Source organism: Pararhodobacter oceanensis (assembly GCF_003076755.1).
In the GTDB taxonomy this organism is placed as follows: Bacteria; Pseudomonadota; Alphaproteobacteria; order Rhodobacterales; family Rhodobacteraceae; genus Pararhodobacter; species Pararhodobacter oceanensis.
Window position 1 is genome coordinate 418,405 of the sequence record NZ_QDKM01000002.1, and the last position, 25,929, is coordinate 444,333.

A 25,929-nucleotide genomic window follows, 5' to 3' on the forward strand; every position below is an offset into this window, starting at 1 on the left:
ATTTACAAAGGTTTTCGCCGGTGCCTCAGGCAATCCGGCGGAACCGCGATTCGGGGCCGGAGTTGTCGAAATAGGGTACGCTTTCGACGCGGCCTGACCGCACCACCGCCTCGGCCTCGGCCAGCACCACTTCGGTGACAAACGGCAGATCCAGCCCGCGCGCCTCGCGCAGGGCGATCCAGTGCAGATGGCTCAACTCATCGGTCGCGCGGGAGAAATCATCGGGATCGGTGGCCAGCATCTCGGCCCGCGCCAGAAAGAACCGCGCGTCAAACCGGCGACTGCGCCCCGGCGGGGTCACCGCGCGAAACATGAATTGCAACGCATCGCCGCGCGGGCATAGCTCGGCCTTGGCGAAATCCGCCCAATCGCGCGGCACCTCGCCCCCCCATGCGCGCGGCGCACAAAGCATCTGCCCGGCCTCTTCCCACAACTCGCGGATCGCCGCGGCGACCATCGCCTCGGGGCTCGGCGGCTGGGCGGTGACCGGATCGCAAAGTAGCCGCGCGCGCTCGATCTCGGGCACCGCAGGGGTCAGCGCAATCCGCCCGTCGTCAGGATCAACCGCACCGCCCGGAAACACGTATTTCGACGGCATGAATGCCGCCGCCGAGCCGCGCTGGCCCATCAGGACCTGCGGGTTATCGCTGTCGCCGTCGCGGATCAGGACAATTGTCGCGGCATCGCGGATCGGGCGGTCAAATCCGTGATCATCCGGATCGCCTGCAGTCATTTTGGCGCCCCGAACCCATGCATCCGCCGCGACCATTGCAGCGCCACCAAAGCGCCCTTGATCCGCGGCAGCATATAGAGCGCCATCGCCAGCGCCACGCCCCAGCACAGCGCGATCATCACCACCGGCGCCGGTTTCCACATCATATAGACCGCCAGATAGACCAGCATCGCCACCTTGCCGACCACCAGAATGGTCAGATAGGCGGGGCCGTCATCGGCGCGGTGATGGTGCAGGGGCTCATCACAGCTGGGGCAGTTATCGGCCACTTTCAGATAGCCCTTGAGCATCCGCCCATTGCCGCAATTGGGGCATTTACGCGCCCAGCCCAGCCGCAGCGCCGGCCCCAGCGGGCGGTCGTCGATGGCGTCAAAAGTGGTGGAGTCGGTGGTGGTCATGATGCGCTTACTCTTGTGACTGGGCCACTCAGATAACTGGGCTATTCAGATAACCGGGCCATTCCTATGACGGGGCAATTGCGCAGGCCCGTAAAGACCCGCCGTAACTGGGTAATTCCGGCGCGACGCGCCAGCACAGACACAAGCCTCGCAGCTGCGCGTCCACGGTTGCGCAGCATAGGGATTGCCGCGGGAGGGTCAACTCGGCCCAGTTCGAAAACAGTGCGAAACTGCCCGAAAATTCTGCGACGGAATGTCCGGCCTCCTGCGTATTACATGCATCAACGCGCCAAAGGATGATCCACCGGCGCCCCAAAACCGGAGCCTTAAATGAGCACCAAGACACCTTTGACCGCCGCCGCTCTCATTCTCGTGGCGATCCCCAGCCTGTCGCTGGCGCAAGCGCAGGACGGCCGCCGCATGGCCGCGCCGCAGTTCGATTTTGCCGCCGCCGATGCCGATGCCAGCGGCGCGATCTCGCAAGAGGAATGGACCGCTTATGTCACCGCGCAGATGAATGAGCGTCGCGCAACCCGTCTCGGCGCCATGGCCGACCGTTTGATCGCGGCCGGTGACGCCGATGCCGACGGGCAATTGACCCGCGACGAGGTGATCGCCGGTTACACCAGCCTGCAGGAAGAGCGCCGTGAGGCCCGCGCCGCCCGCGCCGAAGACGGCGACCGCGAGCATCGCCGCGGCCACCGCCACGGGCATCGCGGCGATCGCGACCATCGTGGCCGCGGCATGGAGCGGATGGACCCCGCAGAAGGCATGAGCCGCGCCTTCGAGCGGATGGACCGCAATGACGACGGGCAGATCGACGCCAATGAGTTCAGCCGCATGCAAGAGCGGATGCAGGAGCGTATGGAGCGCCGGATGGAGCGCCGCTCGGAACGTGGTGGCAGCGACGAAGGCTAAGCGGCAAGCTGGCAAGCTGGCAGGCGGGCGCCATCTCCGCCCGCTAAACTTGCCTAAACCGGCGTCGGGCGTTACCTCTGCAGGGGCCGCCCGCCGCCCAAAGCGACGGGGCCGATCACCACTCTATGCCACGGGACAGCAGTTTCACCATGACAGCGCAGGACGCCCCAAGCGACGACGCGCTGCTTTGCGCCTATGCCGCCGGTGATACCGCGGCGGCGCGGGAACTGATGGAGCGGCTGGCACCGCGGGTGTTGCGGCTGGCGCAGCGTCTGTTGCAAGACCGCGCCGAGGCCGAAGACGTCACCCAAGAGGCGATGCTGCGGCTTTGGCAGATCGCGCCGAAATGGGTGCCGGGGGGCGCGCAGCCCTCGACATGGCTGCACCGTGTGGCGGTCAATCTGGCCACCGACCGGCTGCGGCGGCGGCGCAGCGTGGCGCTCGATTCGATTGCCGAACCCGATGATCCGGCGCCCGCTGTGGTCGAAGGGATGATCGAGGCCGACCGGCAGCGCGCGCTTGACGAGGCGCTGGCGCTTTTGCCCGACCGGCAACGTGCGGCGGTGGTGTTGCGCCATCTCGAGGGGCTGGGCAATCCCGATATCGCCGCGGCGATGGGCATCGGGGTCGAGGCCGTCGAAAGCCTGACCGCGCGAGGAAAGCGCCGCTTGACAGAATTGCTGTCGGGGCGGCGGAATGAACTGGGGTATGACCGATGACTGAGAGAGACACGTCTGACAGGAACGCGCCCGCAAATGCACCCGCGACGGCACCCACGGATGCCTTCGGGGATGATATGCTCGAGGCGCTGTTTGCCGAAGCGCGCGCAGCCCAAGCACCCGCGCTGCCCGATGCATTGAGCGCGCGGATGATGGCGGATGCTGCGGCTGCTTTGGCGCCGCCGCCCGCGTCGCATCCCAATTGGTGGGCGCGGCTGCGGCTGGCCCTTGCCGATATCGGCGGCGCCCCCGGTTTGGCCGGTGTCAGCGCGGCGGGACTGGCGGGGGTCTGGATCGGCTTTTCCGGCAGCGGCGGCACCGGCGCTCTCTTGACCCAGTTCTGGCAGGGGGCGGCGACGGTCAGCCCCTCGGTTTCGGAATGGGTCGAGACCGATCCCCTGACAGATGACAGCTCGACGCTCTGGGCGTTGATGAGCGGCGAAATCGAGTGAGGCAGCTATGACCACCCCCCCGCAGACCCCTGAGACCCCGACACACGGCAACTCTGGCCCCCAAAAACCCGCCGTCTCGCGCAGCCGTCGCGGGTTGCGGATTGCACTGATCGGTTCGCTGGTGGTCAATGTTCTGGTGATCGGCGTGTTGATCGGCGGCGCGATGCGGGCCGCGCATTACGCCCCACCGCGTCCGCCCTCGGACTTCCGCGCGCTCTGGCGGGCGATGCCCGAGGAGGCGCGCAGCGATCTGCGCGCGCTCAACCGTGGCACACATGACCGTGGTACACATGGCGCCCGCGGCGACCGGCAGGGCGAGCGTGGCAGTGACCGCCCCAGTGAGCGTCGCAGTGATGGCCGTCGCAGTGAGCGCTATGCGGAGCGTCAGGCCGAGCGTCTGGCCCGCGCGCAGGAGGCCAACCGCGAGATCATCGCTTTGCTGCGCGGCGAGCCGTTTGACACCGCAGGTTTCACCCAGGTTCTCGGCGCCCAGCGGCAGCGTAATCACCAGCGCCTGCAAGAGGCCGAAGCCGCCTTTGCCCAGCGGGTCAGCGAATTGACCCCGGCGGAACGCCAGCAAATGGCCGAGGAGTTGGAGCGGGAGTAGCGCCATCTCTCCCGCACCCCGTCAGCACCCCGCCACTGCGCGGCGCAGAAATGTCACCCCGCGATGACACCACACGGTGACGCCTCGCCGTAAGGTTTCGCCGAGCCGCCTTGCCGAGCCGCCTTACCGTGCCGCCACGCCATGCCCCAGCGCCGCGCCCCCTTCAGGCCGCCGCGAAGACCATGACCTGATTGCGCCCGTCGCTTTTCGCCTCCATCAAGGCGGCATCGGCGCGCGCCCATGTGTCGCGCGCGGTCTCCGCCGGGATCTGCGGCGCTGGCGTCAAATTCGGCCCCAGCGCCAGCCCCACCGAGATCGTCACTCGCACCGCGCAGTGTTTCTCGGGCAAACCCACCGGCGCCTCCGAGACGATGCGGCACAACCGTTCGGCGGCCTGTCGGGCGGTGGCGATCGTCGCATCGGGCAGGGCGACCAGAAACTCCTCCCCGACGATGCGCGAGATCAGGTCCGAGGGCCGCAGATTGTCGCGCAGCCGCGCCGCGACGGTCTCCAGCACCGTATCACCGGCGGCATGGCCATAGGTGTCATTGACGGTTTTGAAACGGTCCAGATCCAGCACCATCACCGCGAATTGCCGCCCGCTCTCTTGTGCGCGTGCGGCGATCCGGTCCAGATGCGCCAGCGCATAGCGCCGGTTGTAAAGCCCGGTCAGCGGATCGGTCACCGCCAGCCGCAGCCCGTGGCTGACCGCCTGCCGCAGATGGTCGGCGCGGCGTTTGCGCTGGATATGCAGGGCGATGCGCAGCGCGGTTTCCTGCGGGTCCAGCGGCAGGGTCAACAGATCATTCGCGCCCACATCCAGCGCCATCGCCGCAGCCTCGGGCTCGGCCTCGGGCAGGACCAGCGCAATCGCCGCGTGGCGGCTTTGCAACCGCGCGCGCAGATCGGCGATCAACCGCAGCCCCGATCCTGCGGCGCCCAGATCTTCGGCAACCAGATAGAGATCCTGCGAGGCGGCGCTGGTGGTATCGGTCAAGGCCTCGGCGGGGGTGAGGATGGTGACGCGTTCTTTTATGTGGTTGGCCAATGTGTTACGCCAGCCCATCGCCACCGAGGGCTGCCCCGCGACCATGCCGATCCGCCCCGGCATCGGCAGTAGGGTCTCGCCCCCAACGCCGCCATCCATCGCAAGATCGCCCCAGGTTTCCGACCGCATGCGCAGCTCGGCCTCGGTCTCATGGGCGCGCAGCAGGCTGCGGATGCGGGCCAGCAGGATCACCTCATTCAACGGTTTGGTCAGAAATTCATCGGCACCGGCGGCCAGCGCCTGCAACCGGCTGTCGCGATCGGTCGAGGCGGTGATGATCACCACCGGAATATGCTGCGTGGCCGGATCGGCGCGCAACCTTCGACACACCTCGATCCCCGACAGATCGGGCAGCATCATATCCAGCAATATCAGCTTTGGCTGGGTCTCGCGCGCCAGTGCCAGCGCGGTCTCGCCATCCGCCGCTTGCTGTGTTTCATAACAGGCCGCGTTCAGTTTAACCTTGAGTATGATCCGGTTCGTTGCCAGATCATCTACGATCAGAATATTGCCTGTCATTCACGCGTACCCCTCACCTGAACGGTGACGTAACATTACCTGCCCGGCCAAACATCGGTCGTGGTTCACAGTTTAGCGGCGAAAAGTTAACGAAACCTTTAACGCCGCAGTCTCGAGAGGAAAGACCCCGATGAGCCCGATAAGTATGTCGCGCGCCGCCGCCGAGGAGTTTGCCGCCCTCGTTCTGTCTTGGTTAACCGAGGATCACGCCCGCATCGGCGGCTTTCTGGCTTGGTCGGGGCTGGCGCCGGAGGAGTTGCGCGCGGGCCTCGCCGAGGGCACGCTGTTGCCCGCCGTCCTCGACTATCTGACGCTGGATGAGGCGATGCTGCTGGAGGCTTGCCAAGACCTTGATTACCCACCAGAAACCCCGATGACCGCGCGCCAGTCCCTGCCCGGTGGCGAGATCATACATTGGACCTGACCATGCAAAATATCCGCGCGATTCTCTTCGACAAAGACGGCACATTATTCGACTTTCAGGCCACCTGGGGGGCCTGGGCGCAGGCGCTTTTGCAAGAATTCGCCGCGGGCGATCAGGGCCGGTTGGACGCGATGGCAGAGGCGATTGATTTCGATCTTGCCGCGGCGCGTTTCCGCCCCGAATCGGCGGTGATCGCGGGCACCGGCACCGAGGTTGTTAACCTTCTTAGCCCGGTCCTGCCCGGCGTCGATCCGCGCTGGCTCGAACAGCGCATCGCCGAGGCCGCCCGCGCGGCGCCTTTGGTCGAGGCGGTGCCGCTGCGTCCGCTCTTGCAAGGGCTGCGCGACCGGGGCTGTAAATTGGGCGTTGCCACCAATGATTACGAATCCGTCGGCCGCGACCATCTCTCTGATGTTATTGAGCTTTTCGACTTCATTGCCGGGTTCGATTCCGGCTTTGGCGCCAAGCCCGAGCCGGGCATGCTATTGGGTTTCGCCCGCGCCTGTGACCTCGCCCCACGCGACATCCTGATGGTCGGCGATTCGCATCATGATCTGCTGGCCGGACAGGCGGCGGGGATGCCGACTTTGGGTGTCTTGACCGGCGTCGCTACCGCCGCCGATCTGGCCCCCGTGGCGGATATTCTGCGCCCCGATATCGGCCATATTCCCGCGCTTTTGGGCGTTTCCTGAAGGAATTCGCTTTTCGTTAACAATTTTGCTGCAGGCTGCTGGTATAAGTAGTAATGGGTGACGGCTATATGCATGGTTTGATCAATAAATCTCTGCAGACCTTTCTGACCGAGTCCTTTGGCGCTGCGGTCTGGCGGGAGATTGCGCGCGACTCGGGTGTGGCGCAATCGCTGGGGCCGGACGGGTTCGAGGCGATGCAGGTTTACGATGATCAACTGACCTATGCGGTGCTGGCCTCGGCGGTTTCGATCCTGCAGCGGCCGCTGGACTGCCTGCTTGAGGATCTGGGCACCTTTCTGATCTCGAATGAACGGCTGGAACCGCTGCGCCGTTTGCTGCGTTTCGGCGGCGTCAGTTTCACCGATTTTCTCTATTCTCTCGATGACTTACAGGGCCGCAGCAAACTTGCGGTGCCCGATCTGGACCTGCCGGAACTCTGGGTTGATGAGGATGGCGCGGGGCAATTTACCCTGACCTGTCGCAATTGCCCGCAGGGGTTTGGCCATGTGATGGTCGGTATTCTGCGCGCTTTGGCCGATGATTACGGGGCTCTTGCGGTGCTGGATCATCTCGGCAATGGTGGTGGCATGTCCGATGAGGTGATCACCATCAAGGTGCATGATCCGGCCTTCCACGCCGGCCGCCGCTTCGACCTTGCGGTCGGAGCGATGTGAGCGGCGCGGTATCGGAGCAAGGTGCGTATTGGTGCGGGACGGGTGTTTGTGAGGGGCAGGAATAAGTGATGGATGGGGATTTGCGCCAACAGGGATTTCAACTCAGTGCATCGGCGCTCGGGCAGATGATGCCAATGTATCTCTGGCTTGATAACGCGGGCCATATCCGCGGCGCCGGTCCGACATTGCAAAAGCTGATGGGCGCGCAGTATCTGGGGCGCAAATTCACCGATATCTTCGATCTGCGGCGTCCGCGGGTCTGGGGCAATGTGCTGGAATTGACCCGCGCGCAGCGGTTGCGCATGTCGCTGAACACCCCGCCGCACACCTCGTTCAAGGGCACGGCGGTGCCGCTGCAAAGTGATGGGGGGGTCTTGCTCAATCTCTCCTTTGGTTATGCGGTGCGCGAGGCGGTGCGCGATCACGGGCTTTCCGACACCGATTTCGCCGCCACCGATCTGGCGATTGAACTCCTCTATCTGGCCGAGGCGAAAACCGCGGTGATGGGCGAAGTCAGCAAAATGGCCACCCGTTTGCAGGGCGCCAAAGCGATTGCCGAGGCGCAGGCGCTGACCGATGCGCTGACCGGTCTGGGCAACCGCCGCGCGATGGAACAGGCGATGGAGGTCTTGCTACAGGCGGAAAACGGCTTTGCGCTGATCCATCTTGATCTGGATTTCTTCAAACAGGTGAATGACACTTTGGGCCATGCGGCGGGCGATCATGTGCTGGTGAAAATCAGCGAGATCCTGCGCGCCTCGGCGCGGGGTGCGGATCTGGTGGCGCGGGTCGGGGGCGATGAATTCGTCATCCTGATGGAGGGGGTGCGCGATGCCGCCCCGATTGAGCGTGTCGGCAGGCAAATTCTCGACCATATGCAAGAGCCGATCTTGTTTGACGGGCAGCATTGCCGCGTCGCCCTGTCGATGGGGGCGGTGGTTGGCCCGACCAAACGCGACCTGTCGATCAGCGCCGAGGATTTGATGGCCAAGGCCGATGTCGCGCTCTACGCCTCGAAAAAGGCCGGTCGCGCGCGGCTGACCCTTTCAGAGGCGTCGGGCAATCTGCGCGAACTGGCGGCGATGGACCTGCCCGCCTAAGTCCGGGCGCGCCGGATCGTGGCTTAGCCCTGCACAAAAAGCGAGCCGGGCAGGGTGCAGAATTTCTCCACCCCCGTCTCGGTGATCAGCAAGGGCTCGGTAATTTCGATCCCCCCGTCGTCCAGCCAAAGCGCCGGCATGAAGTGAAAACACATCCCCGGGGTCAGCACGGTTTTATCGCCGCGGCGCAGCGACAAGGTGCGCTCCCCCCAATCCGGCGGATAGCTTAACCCGATGGAATAGCCGCAGCGGCTGTCCTTGCTGAACCCGTGTTTGTTGAGCGCCGCGTTGAACGCATTGGCGATATCCTCACAAAGGTTGCCCGGCCGCGCCTGTTGCAACGCGGCCTCACTCGCCTCTTGCACCGCCTCTTCGGCGCGGCGGTATTGCGCCGGCGGCTCGCCGAAAAACAGGGTCCGCGATTGCGGGCAATGATAGCGCCGGTAAACCCCTGCAATTTCAAAGAAATGCGCCTCGCCGCGCTGCATCGGCCTATCGTCCCAGGTCAGATGCGGGGCGGTGGCATCCATGCCCGAGGGGGTCAGCGGCACAATTGCCGGATAATCCCCCCAATGCCCGCCCGCGCCCAAAGCAGAGCTGCGCAGGATTTCCGCGACCAATATGTTTTTCGGCAGACCGGGCTGCGCGACATCCAAAATCGTTTGATGCATCGATTCCACGATCCGCGCGGCACGGCGCATGCGCTCGATCTCGGCCGCTGATTTCACCGCGCGCTGCCAGTTCACCAAGCCTGTGGCGTCCTGCAGCCTTAGATCTTTGGCCAGCACGGCATGGGCTTTGGCGGAATAATAGTAATTGTCCATCTCCACACCCACCTGCGCCGCTTGCCAACCACGCTCGGCCAGCGCTTGGGTCAGGGTCTCCATCGGGTGCTTTTGCGGGTTCTGCACATAGGTATCATCATACCCCAAAACACAGTCATCCGGCATCCAGACCGTGCGCAGCGCCCCCGCCGCATCCATCTCGCGCCCCCACCAGAGCGGCGCGCCCGAGGGACCGACGATCACCGCCTGATGCACGTAAAACGACCAGCCGTCATAGCCGGTGATCCAGGCCATATTCGACGGGTCACTGACCACCAGCACTTCCAGCCCGGCGATTGCCATGGCGGCGCGCACGGCGGTGAGGCGGTCGGAGTATTCCGCTTGCGTGAACTCGGCTGAATCCATGGTGACCTCCGGCAAAAGAGGACCTGCGCAGCCAGCGAGGTCCTGTAGAACAGATGCGCGGCGCCAGTTTGCGCCAGCGGTAATGGCGCAATGTTTGCACGGGGTTAGCGAAATCAGAGGCGGGTTTGCGACGGAATGCAGTCTGCCCGCGGCGTTACGGATCCAGCCAGATGGTCATCGGCCCGTCATTGACCAGCGCCACTTGCATCTCGGCGCCGAACTGCCCGCGCCCGACCGCAACGCCCTGCGCGGCCAGCCGGTCGGCGAAAGCCTCATAGAGTTCGCGGCCCACTTCGGGGGCGGCGGCGGCGGAAAAACCGGGCCGATTGCCGCGTGAGGTATCGGCGGCAAGGGTGAACTGGCTGACCACCAGCGCGCCGCCACCGACATCCGCCAGACTGCGGTTGGTCTTGCCGCTTTCATCGCGAAAGATGCGCAGTTTCAACACTTTATCGGCCAGAGCCTCCGCACCCGCCAGATCATCACCCTGCATCGCGCAGACCAGTATCAACAGGCCGGGGCCGGTCTCCCCGACCACTGCGCCATCCACCGAGACCGAAGCCTCGGTGACCCGTTGGATCAATGCCCGCATTTACCTGCCCTGACTGACGTAGAAATAAATCCCCGCGGCGATCACCACCACGGCGACGGCGCCGGCGATTTTCCATGCCGACCACGGACGCTCGCCCTGCACTTTGCCGGTCTGCCCGTTGACCACAAACCGGTAGGTCTTGCCGCGGTATTGATAGGCCGCCATCCAGATCGGCAGCAGCAGATGTTTGAACCGCTCATTGGCGTGATCGGTATCGACCGAATGCACCCGCTGCTCGTCGCCGCCAATATCGCGGCGCACATCCTGTTTGATCACCTCATTCATCCGCTCGACGCCCAGATCATGGCCCTCGGGCAGATCGACGGTATAGCCCTCGGCGCGAAACCCGGACAGGAATTGCGGATTATAGGGCGCCAACTCGCCCAGCATCCAGGGCTCGAGCGCGCGCACATATTTGCGCGGCAGGGACTGCGCGGCCATGATCAGCACATCGGTGAAATCGCGCGCGACACGGCCCTTGACCCGCGTCCAGCGGATTTTGCGCACCTGTTCGGTCTCGGTTTTGCCGTTCCGCGTCACCCGGCGGGTCTCGTAATAGGCGTCGCCGCGTTCGCCGGTATAGCGGCTGCTGGTATCGGCATCAAAGGCCCAATAGGGCACATAAAGCCCGCTCAGCCGCGAGCCGTCCGAGCGCGCGTAATGCTTGAGCTTGTTGGGCGCGAACCACAACCGCCCGAGCCATTTGCGCATCGCCTGCTGCGCGTCGTCCTGCCTGAGCTTGAAGGGCAGCACCGCCGCCGGTTTGATATGTCGGTGGGTGCCGGTATCGGTCACCACCGGGGTGCCGCAAAACGGACATTGCGCGGCATGTTGGGCGGGATCAAACTCCACCTGCGCGCCGCAATTGCTGCAGCTAAGCACCCGCGTTTCCTCGATCGCATCGGGCGGCAGATGGTTGGCCAGCGCCTCGCGCAGATCATAGGTGGTCAGCGCCTCGTTGCGCTGATCGTCGCTGAACGGGATCTCTTGCTCATGGCCGCAATACTGGCAGGTCAGCCGTTGCTGCCCCGGCTCATACCGCAGTTGCGCGCCGCAGTTCTCGCAAGGAAACCGGTGCGTATCAGCGGCTTGCGGTGCAGGATCATCGTTCGGCGGCACGTCTGGCGGCGGCACATCCGGCGGGGGGGCGCTCGGCGGGGTGGGCGGCATTGGCGGCTCGGGCGGCAGGTTGTTGCTGTCGCTCATGGCTTAGCCCGCCGGCGGGGGCGGCGGCGGCACCGAGGCAAAGATTGGCGCCAAACCGCCCACCTCACCGGCCTTTTTCCAGCCGTCCTGACCGGCGGTCCAGACCATTGAATCGCGGCCGAAATTGCCTTGGCTCATCATCTCGCGCAGCTGGCTGTCGGTGAACGGGCCGGTGGTCTGGCCGTTCGCCGCCACATGCCAGACCGTCGCCGCTGGGGGCGGCGGTGGCGGTGGTGGTGCGGAGGCCGAAGGCGCGCCGCCCGATTGCTGGTTGTTGCCCGACATCGCATTGGCCATGGTCTGCGCCATGCCCATCCCCATGCCCATGCCAAGCCCCGCGCCCATCGCGTTGTCGCCGCCTGCCGAAGCCGCGGTCTGCATCGCCTGTGCGGCGGAAAACTGGCTGTATTTGTTCAGATCGCCGACGATCCCCATCGAGCTGCGCTGATCGAGCACTTTCTCGACCTCGGGCGGTAGGGAGATGTTTTCAATATACAATTCGGGCATCGACAGCCCGTAATCCTTCAGCGTCGGGTCGATGGCCTCGCCGACAATCCGCGACAGATCGCTGGTATTGGCCGCCATATCCAGCGCCGCAATGCCGCTGCTGGCCAGTGTCTGGCTGACCTTTTGCACCACGATATTGCGGATCTGGCCTGAGATTTCATCCTCGGTAAATTCGCCATCGGTGCCGACAATCTCGGTCATGAACACGCCCGGATCCTGCACCCGGATCGTATAGCTGCCGAACGCCCGCAGCCGCAGCGCGCCGAACTCGGGATCGCGCAGCATGATCGGGTTTTGCGTGCCCCATTTCAGGCCGGGAAAGCGGCGGGTGTTGACGAAATAGATCTCGGATTTGAACGGCGAGTCGAACCCGTGGCTCCAATGCTGCAGCGCGGTCATCAGCGGCATATTGTTGGTCTGCAGCTCATACAGGCCGGGGCCGAAAATATCCGCCATCTGGCCTTCGTGGATGAACACCGCCGCCTGACCCTCGCGGACGGTCAGCTTGGCGCCCATCATAATATTATTGCCGTAGCGCTCAAAGCGGTAAACCAGCGTATCGCGGCTGTCGTCGAGCCACTCGATAACGTCAATGAATTGACCTTTAAGGAAATTAAATACCATTAGACACTCCTGCGGAAATACACGCTCAAGGCTTTGGGGGGTAATGTGCCGTCAACTCTCGCCCGGTGCAAGTTCGGAGGCAATCGAAAACACAATCGGGCGGGCGCGGGCGGCGGTCATCCCCGGTCTCAGCCTTGGGTTGTAATGAATTGTCAGTAAATTCAGGTCATGCTCGGTGATCAGGGCGAATTCCTGATCGTCGTTAAAGATCGACGGGCGGGCGCTGTCACTATCCGAGGCAAGGCCCAACCCTTGGGTCAATTCTTCGTGATAGCAGGCGAGACGGGTCAAATCGGGATGTTCGGCGCGGATCACCGCCACCGCTTCGGAGTAGACCGCGCCGCCATCGCGCGAAAAGGCGATGACCAGACAGAAGGTCTCGCGCGGCATTTCGGTGATCAGGCGCACCGCGCCGTCATCAATGCCGGGCACCAATTCGCGCAGCCTCGGACCCGAGGCGCGGCGTTCGGATTCCGAGAGCACCAGCACGTGGAAATTGCCCTGTGTCGTGCCGAAAGGCGCCAGTGAAATCGGATGCCCCGAGGCGCGGGCAAGGCGGCGGGCCAATTGCCCGACCTCGCGGTGATCACGCGCGCGTGTCGCGCGGCTGACCGTCGGGCCGAACTCCAACACATAGGTCACCGGCACCTGCCAACGCCGCAACACGCTGGCCGCATTGCCGCCAAACCCCAAAGGGCCGCGGATATGTTCCTCGCGCAGCGCCACATCCAGATAGGTCTGCGCCAGCCGCGACGCCGAAAGCGGCACCTCATCGGCGCCACTGTCCTGACGCATCAGATTATTCGCCACACGCTGGGTTTCAATGCGGCTGTAATAATCGGCCAGTTCCGCCGACAGCGGGTCGGTGGTCAGGTTTTCCGCCGGTCGTGCCGGGGCAGCGGCCGAGCGCACCACCCCTTGATTGCCCTGCAACGAGGCGCAACCGGCGGCAAATACCAGAGCGGCGAGCGCCATAAGCGCCCGCGCCCGCCCGGTCAGGGCAGGGGGATCAAGGCGAGGGCGCGGTGTCACGAGCCTTGGCTGCCGACAGCGAATCGCGCAGCTCGGATTCCATCTTGCGCAGCTCTTCCTCGGCGGCGGCGCGTTTGGCCTTGCCCGCGTCGGCGATCTCGAGACTGTCTTGGATCGTCGCGATCAACTGCTCATTGGCGTGTTTCACCGCTTCGATATCAAACACGCCGCGCTCCATCTGCTCACGCACCTCGCGGTTCGCCTCGCGCAGCCCGTCGGCGTTGCGGCTGAGCAATTCATTGGTCAGATCATTCGCCTCGCGGATCGATTGCGCCGCTTCTTTCGAGCGCTGGATTGTCAGCGATTGCGCCAGCTGGGTCTCCCACAGGGGCACGGTATTGACCAAGGTCGAGTTGATCTTGGTGACCAGCGATTTGTCGTTTTCCTGCACCAGCCGGATCGAGGGCAGCGACTGCATGGTCACCTGCCGCGTCAGCTTCAGGTCATGCACGCGGCGCTCCAGATCATCGCGCGCAGCACGCAGATCGCGCAATTCCTGCGCCTTGATGATCGTCTCGTTCTCGCTGGCGGCCTGCACCTCGGCGTCTTTCGCCGGAATGTCGACGCTGTCGAGTTCTTTCAGCTTTTCTTCACCGGCGGCGATGTATAGGGCCAGCTCATTGTAGAAATCGAGGGTCTTTTCATACAGCAAATCCAAGGACTTGATGTCTTTCAGCAGCACCGTTTCATGGCTGAGAAGATTGTCGGAAATATTGTCGATCTGGCTTTGCACGGTCTCGTAGCGGGCCATGAAATTGGCCAGCGGCGCGGCTTTGCCGGTCAGACGCTCCCACCATGAGCGGTCGCGGCGGGTGTCGAGTTCGCTGACGCTAAAGCCGCGGATGGTGGTCACGATCTGGCGCAGACTGTCACCGGCGGGGCCGACATCCTTGTTGCGCACATCGGTCAGCATCGCCTGCGAGATCGTCTGCAACTCAAGCTGCGCGCGCGAGCCGAAGCCGATGATCGAGCTGGTCGAGCCGATGTCGATTTCCGCCATCCGCGTGCGGATACCCTCGGCGTCGGTGGCGTCGGCGGCCTCCAGCGGCACGATATCGGCGGCGGGTTCGGGCAACCGCATCAATGCGGCTTCTTCGATCGCGGTGGTCAGTTCTTTGGCCTGTTGGCGCACCTGCTCGGACATTGGCGGCTCCTTTCTTGTGGATGACGGGATGACACCGGAGACCGGGTCAGATTTTGTCGGGGTCCGTGGGGCGCACACCCTCACGTTCGAGGCGTTCTTGCAGCACGTCAATCTCGATTTCCAGCTGTTGGCGGTCGCTGTCGATCAAAGTCTCGGTCCGCAGCATAAAGTTCTCTTCCAAATCATCAAGCAGCGCGATGTAATCGGCGCGCGCCTCCGCGTCGCGGGTGCGGCCATAAAGATCGGCAAATTTCACCGTCGCGTCACGCGCGCCGCGCAGGTAAATCCCCAGATAGCGCCGCGCTGCGCTCAGTTGTGCGGGGTCGTTTTCCACCGCCCGCAAGAGGCTGCGCACATGGGTTTGAAAGCCTCCGAGCCGCGCTTCGACCTTGCGGTCCTTGGCGCGTTTGATCGCATCCGACATCGCCGCAAGTTGCTCTTCGGCGCCCTCGACGGCGCGGGCCACGCGTTCGGTCTGGAATTCGTCGATCCCCTCCATGCCCTTGTCGGACAGAGGGTCAAAGCCGAAGGAGGCGCTGTGCAACACCGCGCCGACGACACCGAAAATCGCCGAGACATAGAGACCGCCCTCGGTGCCAAAACCGGCCAGCCCAAGGCCCAAGCCCGTCGCCACCGAGGCGAAAATCTTGCGCGGGATTGCCGGACGCCGCGCGATGCGGCGCTGCGCATAGGCGTCCTGCGCGATCACCCCCTCGCGAGTTAACCATGCCGCAAGGATCAACAGGGCGAAGACGCCCAGATGCTGGATCATCCCCGCCGGATCGCGGAAAAACGCGCTGAAAGCCCAGAGAAACGGCAGAATAAACAAAAGGTTGACCCGCGCGCCTACCGGATTGACCCGTTTCATCGGCACCGGAGCCTTGCGCGCGCTGCCTGTCGTCGCGGGTCTGGCGCCTGTGTTCAGCGCCTCGCGGGCCTCGGGATCGGGGCTGTATTGACCGCCAAAACGTCGCGCCATGCCTTAGCCCCCCACGAACCAAACATAGATGGTCAGCGCCAGAAGCAGGATATAGGCGGTGTTTCGCAGTCCGTTTGAAGTCACAAGCGCGTCCCTGTTGGTTGCATGGCCCCTCAATCTTCGCGTTCGAGGCCATGATTTCAAGACTATACGCGGGTTTTTCGCCGCTTGGGAAGCATTGATGCGCGTTAACGTCCCGTCGGCGGCTTGCGCGGCGTGGTTTGGGTGCTGCGGGCGGATTTCGTGCCCCATGACTTGGGCGCGGCGGCTTTGCCCGCCGGAGCGCCACCCGCTTTGCCGCGGCTTGAGGGTTTGCCACCCGTGGCGCCGCCGTGGGATTTACTGCCCCATGATTTGCGCCCCGCCGCCGGAGCGCTCTCATCCATCGGCCCGCCCGCCCGCTTGCCCATCGGTTTGCCCATCGGCTTACCCACCGGTTTGCGCGCCGGTTGCCCTGCGGCTTTCGGCCCCGTCTTGCCGCGCGCCTCGGGTTTCCCGCGCGCATCTGTCTTGCCGCGCGTCTCCGGTAGCCGTGATTGCACCGCCGGACCGGCGCGCCCCTCGGCCACCTCATCCGCCGCCAGCCCCAGCTGGTCACGCAGCGAGCGCGGGCGCAGTTCCTCGACCTCACCGGCACGCAGGTTGCCCAATTGGAACGGCCCGTAAGCCACGCGAATCAAACGGTTAACCGCCAGACCCACATGATCCATCGCGCGCCGCACCTCGCGGTTGCGCCCCTCGCGGATGCCCACCGACAGCCATGCGTTGGCGCCCTGTTGCTTGTCGATTGTCACCATCATCGGCTGGAACTGCTCGCCATCAATGTTGATCCCGCGGCGCAGCGGCTCCAGCATCGCCTCGGTCGGTGTGCCATTCACCCGCGCGCGGTATTTGCGCAGCCAGCCGGTCGAGGGCAGTTCAAGCCGCCGCTTGAGATCGCCGTCATTGGTCAGCAAGAGCAAGCCTTCCGAGTTCAAATCCAGCCGCCCGACCGACATCACCCGCGGCAAATCCTCGGGCAGGGTCTCGAACACCGTGGTCCGGCCCTTCTCGTCACGCTCCGAGGTCACCAGACCCAGCGGTTTGTTATAGAGCCAGACGCGCACCGGCTCGGGCTTGCCAATGGGCGCGCCATCCACCGCGATCTTGTCGCGGGCGGTGACATTGAGCGCCGGGCTGTCGATCACCACGCCGTTGACGCTGACCCGTCCCTCTTCGATCATCGCCTCGGCCCCGCGCCGTGAGGACACGCCGACCCGCGCCAGCACTTTCGCGATCCGGTCGCCGGATTTCACCGCGCCCTCGGGGGCTGCAGCAGCCGCCGCGCCGGCCCGCGCCAAGGGCTTCGCACCGCGCTTTTGGGGCGCTTTGCCATGGCTGTCCCTCGGGGGATTTACGGGCGATTTGGACATCTGCTTGCCTGTCTTTAAAGGGGCGGGCTTGCGCTGCGCGGCAGGCGCAGGCATCAACCCCCCATGAACCGGTTTGCAAGCCCCATGTCAATCGCACTTGCCGAGGCGCGCGCCGCCTTTGCGCGTGGCGAAGTGCCGGTGGGCGCGGTGATCACCGACCCCAAAGGCGTGGTGGTGGCGCAGGCCGGAAACCGCACCCGCGAGTTGAGCGATCCCAGCGCCCATGCCGAGGTTCTGGCCCTGCGCGCCGCCTGCCAAGCCGCGCAAAGCGAGCGTCTGCCCGGTCATGCGCTCTGGGTGACGCTCGAGCCATGCCCGATGTGCGCCGCCGCGATCAGCTTTGCCCGTATCGCGACGCTTTACTATGGTGCCAGCGATGCCAAATCCGGCGGCGTCGCGCAGGGGCCGAGGGTGTTCCACCACCCGCAATGCCACCACGCGCCCGAGGTCTATGAGGGTATCGCCGAGGTCGAAAGCGCCGAATTGCTGCGCGGGTTTTTCGCCAGACTGCGCGGCTGATCGCGCCGCAAGTGGCCGCTCTGCCACCCAGATATGCGCATCCCCGCGCGCCGCGCCTCAATCTGTGCCATTTGCGCCGCGAAACCTTTGCGAAACCGGCGGGGCAGGGGGCGCCTTAACCCTTACCACGAAAGAGGATTGCGCGATTTGGGCAAACTCACTAAACTCTGGGAAAAACAAACGATCGAGGCAGAGGCAGAAACAAGCTCGTGACCGGGCGCTGGGTTGGCATTTCGTCAACCGGAGCCGGTGCGCAATCTTGCTGAACTCTCTGTCTGGGATACACATGGCAGAGCAGGCACCAAGATGCGCAATGAACGGGCAATGGCCCCCCTCCATCCAGCGATCCCTCACCCCCGGAAGGCTCGGCTTGTGACCTCTGGCGGCACCATCGCGAAAAACTGGCACACGAAAATCCGGCACACGAATATCCGGCAAAAGGGGCTGATCGCCGCGCTTGCTGTGGCCACGGTGCTGGCGGGCTGTTCGCAGACCAGCGGCGACCGCGCCTCGACCGGCATTTACCGGTTTCTCGGCAGCGCGCGGAACCCGCAGATCGAGACCCTCGAACAGACCGTCGAATATACCATCGTTCCGGCCTCGCGCACGATGGTCAACGCCCCCGATGCGGTGATCGTGTTTGAGCGCAACCTCGGCGGCGCCATCGAACAGCGTATCGTGCTGCCCAATGAGACCTCGATCACCGGCGATAATGTGCTGCATATCCGCGCCCAGACCGCCGATAGCTCGCGGCTCGAAGAGTTCAATTTCGATGAGGTCGCCACCCGTTTCGGCGGGCTGCCGGTGCCCTTCACCCGCGCCTCGGCGGCGGATATGCGCTCGGGCAACGATAGTCTGGGCCGCTTTGTCTATGCCTCTGAGACCCTTGGCACCGGCACCAATTGCGTGCTCGTGCTGCGCCGTCTCGGCGTCGGCGCGCGTCCCCTGCCGCAGGGCACCAGCGCGCTGGATGTGGTGATGCGCAACTGCGTCAATGGCACCGTCGAACAGGCGCTGGCCCCGATGAGCGAGCGGGCTTTGGGCGTCGGCGGCACAGTTCGCCCCGGGAGTTTCACACTTTCGCCCTATGCTGCGCCTAGAAGCTGATTATTGAACGCCGGAATCGGCAAATTGGTTAAAGAGTTACTTGAGGGAACGCAGCAATGGCAAAATTGATCGGGACCAGATCCCTGTCAGCCGCAAACGCAGTGAATTTGATCCTGTGGATCCTTGTGCTCGGGCTGATTGCGGCGCTGGTCAGCGTGCCGACCTCGATTCAGGTGCAGGCCACGCTGGGCATTGCCTCGGTGATCGTGGTCGCGGCGCTGAAACCGGTGGCGATGGACTCGATGGTCGCGCGTTTCGCGATGATGTCGGTCGCCTCGACGCTGGTCATGCGCTACTGGGCCTGGCGGGTGACCGAGACCCTGCCGCCGATTGACGATCCGATCTCGTTCATCCCCGCGATCTTTCTGTTCTTCGTCGAAACCTATGCCATCGCGGTGTTCTTTCTGTCCGGCTTTATGACCGCCGACCCGATCAAACGCGGGTTGCCGCCCAAGGTCGCGGCGCGCGATCTGCCCACCGTCGATATCCTCGTGCCCTCTTATAACGAGCCGATCGAAATGCTCGCCGTGACCCTCTCGGCGGCGAAAAACATGCATTATCCGGCGCATAAACGCACCGTGATCCTCTGCGATGACGGCGGCACCGACCAGCGTTGCAACCACGAAAACCCCGAGATTGCCGAGGCATCGCGCAAGCGCCGCCGCGATATGATCGCGCTGTGCAATGAGCTGGGCGTGGTCTATTCGACCCGCCCGCGCAATGAACACGCCAAGGCCGGCAATATGTCGGCAGCCTTGGAAAAGCAGAACGGCGAACTGGTGGTGGTGTTTGACGCCGACCACGTGCCGAGCCGCGATTTTCTGGCGCGCACGGTTGGTTATTTCGTTGAGGACCCCAAGCTGTTTTTGGTGCAGACGCCGCATTTCTTTCTCAACCCCGATCCGATTGACCGCAATGTCGGTTTCCGCGACGATTGCCCGCCGGAAAACGAGATGTTCTACCATCTCAGCCACCGCGGCCTCGACCGCTGGGGCGGTGCGTTCTTTTGCGGATCGGCTGCTGTTTTGCGCCGCCAAGCCCTTGACGAGGCTGGCGGTTTTGCCGGTGACACGATCACCGAGGATGCCGAGACCGCGCTGCAGATCCACCGCAACGGCTGGAAATCCATCTATGTCGATCACGCGATGATTGCCGGTCTGCAGCCCGAAACCTTTGTCTCCTTCATCGAGCAACGCGGACGCTGGGCGACCGGCATGATGCAGCTGTTGATCCTGAAAAACCCGCTGCGCGGCAAGGGGCTCAGCTTTACCCAGCGGCTGTGCTACCTCAATTCGATGACCTTCTGGCTGTTCCCGCTGGTGCGGATGACCTTCATCCTCGCGCCGCTCGCCTATCTGTTCTTTGGCCTGCAAATCTTCGTCGCCACGATCGAGGAAGTCGCGGTCTATATGACCAGCTATATGGCGGTGAACTTCATGATCCAGAACGCGCTTTACGGCAAAGTGCGCTGGCCGCTGATCTCGGAAATCTACGAGACCGCGCAGGCGCCTTACCTGTCGAAAGCGATCTTCAAGACCGTCGCCAATCCGCGCGGCGCGAAATTCAACGTCACCGCCAAGGATGAAATTCTCGAAGAGGATTTCGTCTCGCCGATCTACAAGCCCTTGGTGCTGATCTTCGTGCTCACCCTGCTGGGCGTGGTCGCGGCGGCGGTGCGCTGGTTCCTCTATCCCGGCGATCACAATATCATCATGGTGGTGGGCGGCTGGGCGGTCTACAACTTCCTGCTGGTCGGCGCCGCGCTGCGGGCAATCTCTGAGCGCCAGCAACGCCGTCAGGTGCCCCGCGTGCCGACCAATATCTCGGCCACCGTGGCGCTGGGCGGCAATACGCCGGTGTTCCAAAGCGCCACCGTGGTTGATGCCTCGACCTCGGGTTGCCGCATCGTCTTGCGCCCGCGTTCGACCCCGGATGGCGCCGCCTCGCCGCTGCCGGTCAAGGGCGAGACCTTCTATTTCACCCCCGAATTCCCCAAATCCCCGCATCTGGAAAACGCCGTGCGCGTGCAGGTGCAATCGGTGATCCGCGAGGGCGATTCGGTGGCGGTGGGCGTCCGCTTCGACCCCGCGCAGCCGATGGTGGTGCGCGAGACCGTGGCCCATATGATCTTTGGCGATAGCGCCTCATGGGAGGCGATCCGCGCCACCCGCAACAAGAAAATGGGGCTGATTGTCGGCATGCTTTACGTGCTCAAACTCTCGGTCGAGGGGATCGTCAACACCTTGCGCGCCCTCGCCGATGAGCCCGCGCGTCTCAAGCGTGTGGCCGCCCGCGAAGAGAAAATCGTCGTGGTCGAAAGCCAGCCGGCGCATCTTCTGGCCTTTGGCGAGGCCTTCGATCCGCCGCCCAGCGGGCGTCCGGTCTCGCTGTTGCAGGCCGCCATCGCGCAGGGGCAGGCGCCGACCATGCCCGGTGCGCATCCCGCACAGGGCCCGCAGGGGGGGAGCGCATGATGCCGCTGTTCACCCCGTTGCGCACCCGCTATTCCCGCCAAGCCGCATTCGGTCTGACCGCTGCGGCTTTGTTGGCCGCCAGCCCGCAGATCGCCGCCGCGCAGGCGCTGATCCCGCTGCCGCTGGACGGCGAGATGACCGAGATCGACGCCGCCACCCTTGACCAGCTGACCGCCGACCGTTTCGAGGCCAGCAGCCACCGCGGCACCCATATCGAGCCGGTGGCGATCGACCCTTCGGTGATCAGCCCGCTGCGGCCGGTCGAGGCGCGCGGGCGTCCCGCTGGCAGCGCGATCCGCTTTGACGGCGAAAGCCGGACGCTGGATTTCGCGCTGTTTGTGCCCAATCCCGGCCAGATGCAGGCGCTGCGCCTCGCCACCCAATCCTCGATCAACATCCTGCCCGAACGCTCGCGTTTTCGCGCCTATATCAACGACACGCTGGTCGGCGAGGGGCGGCTGGAGCATTTCACCGAATTCGGCGTTGTCGAGTTTCCGGTCGGCTCCTCGGTGGTCTTGCCGGGGCAAAACCATGTGCGCATCGAATTGATCCAATACCACCGGATTTACTGCGGTCCCGAGGCGTCCTTTGCGCTCTGGTCGGATATTGATCTGGCCAATTCCGGCGCGGTTCTGGCCTCTGCTGACGGGATTTCGGGGCAGGACGGCTTTATGATGGGGATCGCGGCGGCAGCGGCCACCGGCTCGGGGATTGAAATCCGCGGCGCCGAGGGGCTGACCGATTACCGCGATGAATGGATCTCGCAGATCACCCAGCGGATTTCCGCGTCTCTTGGCGGTGATCCCATTCCCTTCCGCTTTACCCGATACTGGAGCGTGCAGGGCGCGGCGCGGTCAGCCGCGCGGATCACCTTCCTGCCGGGCAGCGCCAATAGCGTCACCTTCCGCACCTCGGGCGATGGCGCGCAGGTGATGGTGGTCGAGTTTATTCCCGGCCAGCGCCCGACCGCACTCCCTGAATTTACCGATATCCTGCCGCGCATATCTGAGCGCGCGCAGCCCGCGCTGATCGACACCCAGCGGCCCGTTGCCTTCTCGGAATTCGGCTTTCGCACCACCGAGGTCCGCGACCGCTATGCGCTGATCGAACAGCGCTTTCGCCTACCCGAAGACTATGTCGTGCTGACCAACGACAAGGCGGAAATCAAACTCGACTATATCTATATCCCCGATCTGCCCAGCGGCTCGATGCTCTTGGTGCATATCAACGGCAACAACATGCGGCTTTTGCCCCTGCGCGGCGAGGGCGGCCAGTTGATCGAGCAATTCCCGCTCAGCTTCGAGGCGCGGTTCCTGCGCTCGGGGATGAACACGCTGACCTTCGAGACGATCATTCCCGGCAGCCCCGCCGATCTGCCCTGTCCGACGCAGGACGCGGCGATGGTGGCGATCGGGCAGGGCTCGACCCTGCAGGTGCCCTATAGCCCGTCGATGTATCTGCCCGATATGCATCTGGCTTTTTCGGGGCTGACCCCGGACAGCCTGCAGGTCAATGATATGACCATGCGTTCCTTTGACAGCAACGATGTGGTGACCCTGCGCGCCGCGCTCACCGGTGGCGAGAATGCGCAGACCGCAGCGCTGAACCCGCGGCTGCATCTGCTGTCGCTCGAAGATCTCGGCTCGATCCCGATGGGCACCTACCAGTTCTCGCGCCGCGCGGTCGAGAATGTGCTGCTGCAAAACCCCGAGGCCGGCCCGATTGCCGCCGCCGATCCCGGACAGAACTCGCTCTTGCGGATGACCGAACGGCGCGAGACCGGCGCCGGTTTTGCGCGTAGCTGGGACTGGCTGCGCGGCGGGTTTGACGCCACCCTGCAATGGCTGCACCCGCGCTCGGGCACCTTGCTGGAGAACTGGCTGTTGGAGCAGCGCGGGCAGGCGGTGTTGATCCAGCTTGACCCCTCGCAGGCCAATCAAATCTGGATGTTACGCGCCCCCGACAGCGATATCAGCGCGATTTCCTCGGCGCTGGTCGCCGCGCGCACCAATGCCGAGGGACCGCGCGGGCAGGTCTCGATCCTCGACCGCGAGGGCGTCTGGCATAGCTGGGTCGCCCCCGACCGCCAGCCGGTGCTGCTGGAGCCGGTGACGCTGGGCAATATGCGCTATGTGGTCGGCAATTTCGTCTCGGCGACGCCAATCCGCTATGTCGCGGGATTGTTCCTCTTCGCCCTTATTTCGGCGCTCTTTGCGCTTAGACTTGTGATCGCAACGCGGGAGCACCGAGAATGAACCGACGCCGCTTTTTGACCGTTATGGGTGCTGCACCCGCCCTCGCCATGGCCGGGGCTGGCAGCGGCGCGGCGCAGGGGCTGTTGACCAGCGATCTGACCGAGACCGCGATGCCGCTCTGGCAGGCGTGGCGCGACAGTTTCCTGCAACCCGATGGCCGTGTGGTTGACGGGCTGCAACGCAACGCCAGCCACTCCGAGGGGCAGGGGTATGGCGCGGTGCTGGCCAGTGAATTCGGCGATCAACCGGCGTTCGACCGGATCGTTGACTGGACCGAGGCCAATCTCTCGGTGCGCGGCGACGGGCTCTTGGCTTGGCGCTATCTGCCGGGTGAGGTCAATCCGGTGCCCGATAGCAACAACGCCTCGGACGGCGATCTCTTTTATGCTTGGGGGCTGGTGCGCGCGGCGCAGCGGTTTAACGAGCCGCGCTATCTGACCCGCGCCCTGCAAACCGCGCAATCGCTGGCCGAACGCTGCATTATGCCGGTGGCGCCGGGTGCCAATGAAACCGTGTTCCTGCCCGCAGCCCAAGGCTTTGTCCATGCCGACCGCATCGTGTTCAACCCCAGCTATGTGATGCCGCTGGCAATGCGCGAGGTGGCCGCCGCCACCGGTGTTGCCGAACTCGCCCGCACCGCGCAGAACGCCGAATCGATCCTCTTGCGTCTGGCGCAAACCGGGCCGGTGCCCGATTGGGTGCAGGTGACCCCGCAGGGGATGAGCGCGGCGCCCGATTTCTCGGCCAACACCGGCTATGAGGCGATGCGGGTGCCGCTCTATCTGGTCTGGTCGGGGCTCAATAACCACCCCGCGGTGACCCAGATGGTGCGCGTCTATACCCGCACCGTGCAGCCCGGCGTGCCGGTGCCGACGATCATCGAACCGGCCTCGGGAACCGTGCTCGAGGCCAGCAATGACCCCGGTTACCGCGCCCTTGCGGCGCTGGTCTCCTGCGCCGGAACCCCGGGCGAAACCGGCTCTTTGATGCCGCCCTTCGACCCTTCACAGCCGTATTATCCGGCGACATTGCAGATGTTTGCGATGATCGCCGCCAACCAGGTGACCCCCCAATGCGTGCCGATCTGATGCCTATCTTTCCTTCCACTCCTAAAGCCGCGCCGCGCGACTGGCGCCGGATGGCGCGGGTCGTCGTGACCGGTCTGGCCCTGTCGCTGGCGATGCCGGTGGCGGGGTTCGCCCAAACCGCCGAGCCGGGGGCCGATGACCTGCGGGCGCTGATCTATTACCTCGACAATGACGACCAGCGCTCGGTGCAGGCCGAGATGCGCCGCTTGCGCGCGCAATTCCCGCGCTGGACCCCGCCGGGCGACGTCAACCAATTGCGCGCCATGGCCACCACCGCCAGTGCCACGGTCGATGAACGCCCGATCTGGGCACGGATCGAGCGTCAGGATTTCGCCGGTGCCCGCGCGCTGATCGACGAGGCCCGCGCCCGCACGCCGGGCTGGTCGCCCAATGCCGAAATGCTGCGGGTGATCGAGATCAACGAATCGCAGGCCGCCTTTGACGCCGCCTATGCCAGTCGCGACGCCGCCGGTGCCTTGGCCGCCGCCCGCCGCACCCCCGCCCTGATGCGCTGCGACCGGATCAACAACGCCTGGCAACTCGCCGAACTCTATGAGGCTGGCGGCGCGGCGCAGAACGCGCTCAGCACCTACCGCGGCGTCGTGCAATCCTGCACCCGCCTCAGCGATGTCGTGCCGACGCTGGAAAAAGCCAATGAAGTCGCGTCTTTGGACGAGATTACCGCGCTGATCGAACTGGCGCGGCAGACCACCCCGTCCAGCACCAATGCACTGAACGAGCTTGAGGACCGTCTGCGCGCCGGTCGCGGCCAAAGCCCCACCGGCCGCGCCGCCAGCAGCGCGCCCGCCGCCGCATCTAACGCCGCCGCATCCACCGCTGCCGTCGCCTCTGCACCGCGCGCCGCCGCCCCCGCGGCGACCTCTCCGGGCGCACCGTTGAGCAGCGCGCCGACCGGGCTTGGCCCCTTGCCCCTGCGCGGCGACGGGCGGATTACCCGCGTGCGGCAGATGAAGGAACAGGGCAATTGGCAGGCCTGTCTCGCCGCCTCCGCCAGCCCGCGCTCGCTCGAAGTGCTCTATGAACGCTCGTGGTGCGCCTATAGTCTCGACCGCTCCGGCGAGGCTCTGGCCGGTTTCACCGAGGTCGCGCAGCGCGGCTCGGCGCTGGGTGGCAATACCGCCCGCGACGCGCGTTTCGGCATGATCCTGACCTCGCTGTCGCTGAATATGACCGAGGAAAGCGCCCGCCTCGCTGCCGCCACCGATCTGACCCAGCAGCAGCGGCTCGAGGTGGAGACCACGATCCTCGACCAGCGCGGCATCCGCGCCTATCACAACCGCGAATACGCGCAATCGATCGCCTATTTCAACGCGCTCGAGCAGCTCACCGGCTCCCTGCGCCGCGATATCGCGATGCTGCGCGCCTATGCCTATCTCAACAATGGGCAGGCGCAATTGGCGGTCGATGAATTCACCCGTCTGCACAGCGAATTGGCCACCGATGACACCCGCAGCGGCCTTGAATCGGCGCGTTCGGCGCTGAGCTCGGGCTAGGG

Annotated in this window: 25 protein-coding genes; 14 read left to right on the top strand and 11 right to left on the bottom strand. The window is 64.6% G+C overall.

The genetic code is table 11. From position 1 onward, the window contains the following. Positions 1–25: 25 nt before the first annotated feature. Together DDE20_RS06350 and DDE20_RS06355 are read right to left on the bottom strand one after the other, a co-directional pair. Entirely contained in the window at positions 26–733 is a 708-nt protein-coding gene (locus DDE20_RS06350) for an NUDIX hydrolase (protein ID WP_116557617.1), read from the bottom strand. Then, a complete protein-coding gene (locus tag DDE20_RS06355) occupies positions 730–1,131 on the bottom strand; it encodes a DUF983 domain-containing protein (RefSeq protein ID WP_116557618.1) in 402 nt (133 codons plus the stop codon). The genes DDE20_RS06350 and DDE20_RS06355 overlap by 4 nt, the downstream gene beginning before the upstream one ends. Positions 1,132–1,461: 330 nt before the next feature. On the opposite strand from DDE20_RS06355, the gene DDE20_RS06360 reads away from it, so the two are divergent. The 4 genes from DDE20_RS06360 (at position 1,462) to DDE20_RS06375 (ending at position 3,827) form a co-directional block, all read left to right on the top strand. After that, complete coding sequence (locus DDE20_RS06360) at positions 1,462–2,049, top strand: EF-hand domain-containing protein (protein WP_116557619.1); 588 nt, start codon at positions 1,462–1,464, stop codon at positions 2,047–2,049. Positions 2,050–2,198: 149 nt separating this feature from the next. Next, positions 2,199–2,768: an RNA polymerase sigma factor gene (locus DDE20_RS06365; RefSeq protein WP_240607867.1), complete on the top strand. Its 570-nt coding sequence runs from the start codon at positions 2,199–2,201 to the stop codon at positions 2,766–2,768. After that, complete coding sequence (locus DDE20_RS06370; protein ID WP_133240323.1) at positions 2,765–3,220, top strand: hypothetical protein; 456 nt, start codon at positions 2,765–2,767, stop codon at positions 3,218–3,220. The genes DDE20_RS06365 and DDE20_RS06370 overlap by 4 nt, the downstream gene beginning before the upstream one ends. 7 nt (positions 3,221–3,227) lie before the next feature. Beyond that, positions 3,228–3,827: a hypothetical protein gene (locus DDE20_RS06375; RefSeq protein WP_116557622.1), complete on the top strand. Its 600-nt coding sequence runs from the start codon at positions 3,228–3,230 to the stop codon at positions 3,825–3,827. Positions 3,828–3,990: 163 nt separating this feature from the next. Here DDE20_RS06375 and DDE20_RS06380 read toward each other — a convergent pair whose 3' ends face one another. Continuing rightward, positions 3,991–5,394, bottom strand: coding sequence for a diguanylate cyclase (locus tag DDE20_RS06380; protein WP_116557623.1), 1,404 nt, complete (start codon positions 5,392–5,394; stop codon positions 3,991–3,993). A 130-nt stretch (positions 5,395–5,524) separates the two neighbouring features. Here DDE20_RS06380 and DDE20_RS06385 point away from each other — a divergent pair, with 130 nt between their 5' ends. The 4 genes from DDE20_RS06385 (at position 5,525) to DDE20_RS06400 (ending at position 8,284) form a co-directional block, all read left to right on the top strand. Further along, a complete protein-coding gene (locus DDE20_RS06385; RefSeq protein WP_116557624.1) occupies positions 5,525–5,818 on the top strand; it encodes a DUF3572 domain-containing protein in 294 nt (97 codons plus the stop codon). A 2-nt stretch (positions 5,819–5,820) separates the two neighbouring features. Then, positions 5,821–6,510 carry an HAD family hydrolase gene (locus DDE20_RS06390; RefSeq protein WP_116557625.1) on the top strand — a complete coding sequence of 230 codons (690 nt, stop codon included), beginning with the start codon at positions 5,821–5,823 and terminating at the stop codon, positions 6,508–6,510. 53 nt (positions 6,511–6,563) lie between these two features. Then, on the top strand, positions 6,564–7,184 hold the full coding sequence (locus DDE20_RS06395; RefSeq protein ID WP_338066507.1) for a heme NO-binding domain-containing protein: 621 nt from the start codon (positions 6,564–6,566) through the stop codon (positions 7,182–7,184). Positions 7,185–7,252: 68 nt separating this feature from the next. Further along, entirely contained in the window at positions 7,253–8,284 is a 1,032-nt protein-coding gene (locus DDE20_RS06400) for a GGDEF domain-containing protein (RefSeq protein ID WP_116557626.1), read from the top strand. A gap of 23 nt (positions 8,285–8,307) precedes the next feature. Here the strand turns inward: DDE20_RS06400 and DDE20_RS06405 are convergent, their stop codons facing one another. The 8 genes from DDE20_RS06405 to DDE20_RS06440 all read right to left on the bottom strand — a co-directional run bounded on the left by DDE20_RS06405 (position 8,308) and on the right by DDE20_RS06440 (position 16,970). Further along, on the bottom strand, positions 8,308–9,474 hold the full coding sequence (locus DDE20_RS06405; RefSeq protein ID WP_116557627.1) for a M24 family metallopeptidase: 1,167 nt from the start codon (positions 9,472–9,474) through the stop codon (positions 8,308–8,310). A 154-nt stretch (positions 9,475–9,628) separates the two neighbouring features. After that, on the bottom strand, positions 9,629–10,066 hold the full coding sequence (dtd, locus tag DDE20_RS06410) for a D-aminoacyl-tRNA deacylase (protein WP_116557628.1): 438 nt from the start codon (positions 10,064–10,066) through the stop codon (positions 9,629–9,631). Further along, a complete protein-coding gene (locus DDE20_RS06415; RefSeq protein ID WP_240607868.1) occupies positions 10,067–11,272 on the bottom strand; it encodes a TFIIB-type zinc ribbon-containing protein in 1,206 nt (401 codons plus the stop codon). A gap of 3 nt (positions 11,273–11,275) precedes the next feature. Further along, positions 11,276–12,403 carry an SPFH domain-containing protein gene (locus DDE20_RS06420; RefSeq protein ID WP_116557629.1) on the bottom strand — a complete coding sequence of 376 codons (1,128 nt, stop codon included), beginning with the start codon at positions 12,401–12,403 and terminating at the stop codon, positions 11,276–11,278. A gap of 51 nt (positions 12,404–12,454) precedes the next feature. Then, complete coding sequence (locus tag DDE20_RS06425) at positions 12,455–13,378, bottom strand: DUF2927 domain-containing protein (RefSeq protein WP_116557630.1); 924 nt, start codon at positions 13,376–13,378, stop codon at positions 12,455–12,457. Positions 13,379–13,412: 34 nt separating this feature from the next. Continuing rightward, positions 13,413–14,579: a toxic anion resistance protein gene (locus tag DDE20_RS06430; protein ID WP_116557631.1), complete on the bottom strand. Its 1,167-nt coding sequence runs from the start codon at positions 14,577–14,579 to the stop codon at positions 13,413–13,415. Between the two features lie 46 nt (positions 14,580–14,625). Then, complete coding sequence (locus tag DDE20_RS06435) at positions 14,626–15,558, bottom strand: 5-bromo-4-chloroindolyl phosphate hydrolysis family protein (RefSeq protein WP_116557632.1); 933 nt, start codon at positions 15,556–15,558, stop codon at positions 14,626–14,628. Positions 15,559–15,746: 188 nt separating this feature from the next. Further along, positions 15,747–16,970 carry a pseudouridine synthase gene (locus DDE20_RS06440; protein ID WP_116557633.1) on the bottom strand — a complete coding sequence of 408 codons (1,224 nt, stop codon included), beginning with the start codon at positions 16,968–16,970 and terminating at the stop codon, positions 15,747–15,749. Positions 16,971–17,054: 84 nt separating this feature from the next. Between DDE20_RS06440 and DDE20_RS06445 the strand changes: the two genes are divergently transcribed. From DDE20_RS06445 to DDE20_RS06470, 6 genes are all read left to right on the top strand, one after another. Continuing rightward, on the top strand, positions 17,055–17,489 hold the full coding sequence (locus tag DDE20_RS06445) for a nucleoside deaminase (RefSeq protein WP_116557878.1): 435 nt from the start codon (positions 17,055–17,057) through the stop codon (positions 17,487–17,489). A 372-nt stretch (positions 17,490–17,861) separates the two neighbouring features. Next, positions 17,862–18,596 (top strand): cellulose biosynthesis protein BcsN, encoded by a 735-nt coding sequence (gene bcsN / locus DDE20_RS06450; RefSeq protein WP_116557634.1) that lies wholly within the window; start codon positions 17,862–17,864, stop codon positions 18,594–18,596. Positions 18,597–18,697: 101 nt separating this feature from the next. After that, positions 18,698–21,070, top strand: a complete 2,373-nt coding sequence (bcsA, locus tag DDE20_RS06455) for a UDP-forming cellulose synthase catalytic subunit (protein ID WP_240607869.1) — start codon at positions 18,698–18,700, stop codon at positions 21,068–21,070. Further along, a complete protein-coding gene (locus DDE20_RS06460; protein WP_165814437.1) occupies positions 21,070–23,325 on the top strand; it encodes a cellulose biosynthesis cyclic di-GMP-binding regulatory protein BcsB in 2,256 nt (751 codons plus the stop codon). The genes bcsA and DDE20_RS06460 overlap by 1 nt, the downstream gene beginning before the upstream one ends. Further along, entirely contained in the window at positions 23,322–24,413 is a 1,092-nt protein-coding gene (locus DDE20_RS06465) for a family 8 glycosyl hydrolase (RefSeq protein WP_116557637.1), read from the top strand. Before DDE20_RS06460 ends, DDE20_RS06465 begins: the two co-directional genes overlap by 4 nt. Continuing rightward, positions 24,413–25,927, top strand: coding sequence for a hypothetical protein (locus DDE20_RS06470; protein ID WP_133240324.1), 1,515 nt, complete (start codon positions 24,413–24,415; stop codon positions 25,925–25,927). The genes DDE20_RS06465 and DDE20_RS06470 overlap by 1 nt, the downstream gene beginning before the upstream one ends. The last annotated feature ends 2 nt before the right edge of the window (positions 25,928–25,929 follow it).

Excerpts from the sequence above, each read along its gene's own strand:
- DDE20_RS06350 (WP_116557617.1), bottom strand. The coding sequence starts at position 733 with ATGACTGCAGGCGATCCGGATGATCACGGATTTGACCGCCCGATCCGC.
- DDE20_RS06355 (WP_116557618.1), bottom strand. The coding sequence starts at position 1,131 with ATGACCACCACCGACTCCACCACTTTTGACGCCATCGACGACCGCCCG.
- DDE20_RS06360 (WP_116557619.1), top strand. The coding sequence starts at position 1,462 with ATGAGCACCAAGACACCTTTGACCGCCGCCGCTCTCATTCTCGTGGCG.
- DDE20_RS06365 (WP_240607867.1), top strand. The coding sequence starts at position 2,199 with ATGACAGCGCAGGACGCCCCAAGCGACGACGCGCTGCTTTGCGCCTAT.
- DDE20_RS06370 (WP_133240323.1), top strand. The coding sequence starts at position 2,765 with ATGACTGAGAGAGACACGTCTGACAGGAACGCGCCCGCAAATGCACCC.
- DDE20_RS06375 (WP_116557622.1), top strand. The coding sequence starts at position 3,228 with ATGACCACCCCCCCGCAGACCCCTGAGACCCCGACACACGGCAACTCT.
- DDE20_RS06380 (WP_116557623.1), bottom strand. The coding sequence starts at position 5,394 with ATGACAGGCAATATTCTGATCGTAGATGATCTGGCAACGAACCGGATC.
- DDE20_RS06385 (WP_116557624.1), top strand. The coding sequence starts at position 5,525 with ATGAGCCCGATAAGTATGTCGCGCGCCGCCGCCGAGGAGTTTGCCGCC.
- DDE20_RS06390 (WP_116557625.1), top strand. The coding sequence starts at position 5,821 with ATGCAAAATATCCGCGCGATTCTCTTCGACAAAGACGGCACATTATTC.
- DDE20_RS06395 (WP_338066507.1), top strand. The coding sequence starts at position 6,564 with ATGGGTGACGGCTATATGCATGGTTTGATCAATAAATCTCTGCAGACC.
- DDE20_RS06400 (WP_116557626.1), top strand. The coding sequence starts at position 7,253 with ATGGATGGGGATTTGCGCCAACAGGGATTTCAACTCAGTGCATCGGCG.
- DDE20_RS06405 (WP_116557627.1), bottom strand. The coding sequence starts at position 9,474 with ATGGATTCAGCCGAGTTCACGCAAGCGGAATACTCCGACCGCCTCACC.
- dtd (WP_116557628.1), bottom strand. The coding sequence starts at position 10,066 with ATGCGGGCATTGATCCAACGGGTCACCGAGGCTTCGGTCTCGGTGGAT.
- DDE20_RS06415 (WP_240607868.1), bottom strand. The coding sequence starts at position 11,272 with ATGAGCGACAGCAACAACCTGCCGCCCGAGCCGCCAATGCCGCCCACC.
- DDE20_RS06420 (WP_116557629.1), bottom strand. The coding sequence starts at position 12,403 with ATGGTATTTAATTTCCTTAAAGGTCAATTCATTGACGTTATCGAGTGG.
- DDE20_RS06425 (WP_116557630.1), bottom strand. The coding sequence starts at position 13,378 with ATGGCGCTCGCCGCTCTGGTATTTGCCGCCGGTTGCGCCTCGTTGCAG.
- DDE20_RS06430 (WP_116557631.1), bottom strand. The coding sequence starts at position 14,579 with ATGTCCGAGCAGGTGCGCCAACAGGCCAAAGAACTGACCACCGCGATC.
- DDE20_RS06435 (WP_116557632.1), bottom strand. The coding sequence starts at position 15,558 with ATGGCGCGACGTTTTGGCGGTCAATACAGCCCCGATCCCGAGGCCCGC.
- DDE20_RS06440 (WP_116557633.1), bottom strand. The coding sequence starts at position 16,970 with ATGTCCAAATCGCCCGTAAATCCCCCGAGGGACAGCCATGGCAAAGCG.
- DDE20_RS06445 (WP_116557878.1), top strand. The coding sequence starts at position 17,055 with ATGTCAATCGCACTTGCCGAGGCGCGCGCCGCCTTTGCGCGTGGCGAA.
- DDE20_RS06460 (WP_165814437.1), top strand. The coding sequence starts at position 21,070 with ATGCCGCTGTTCACCCCGTTGCGCACCCGCTATTCCCGCCAAGCCGCA.
- DDE20_RS06465 (WP_116557637.1), top strand. The coding sequence starts at position 23,322 with ATGAACCGACGCCGCTTTTTGACCGTTATGGGTGCTGCACCCGCCCTC.
- DDE20_RS06470 (WP_133240324.1), top strand. The coding sequence starts at position 24,413 with ATGCCTATCTTTCCTTCCACTCCTAAAGCCGCGCCGCGCGACTGGCGC.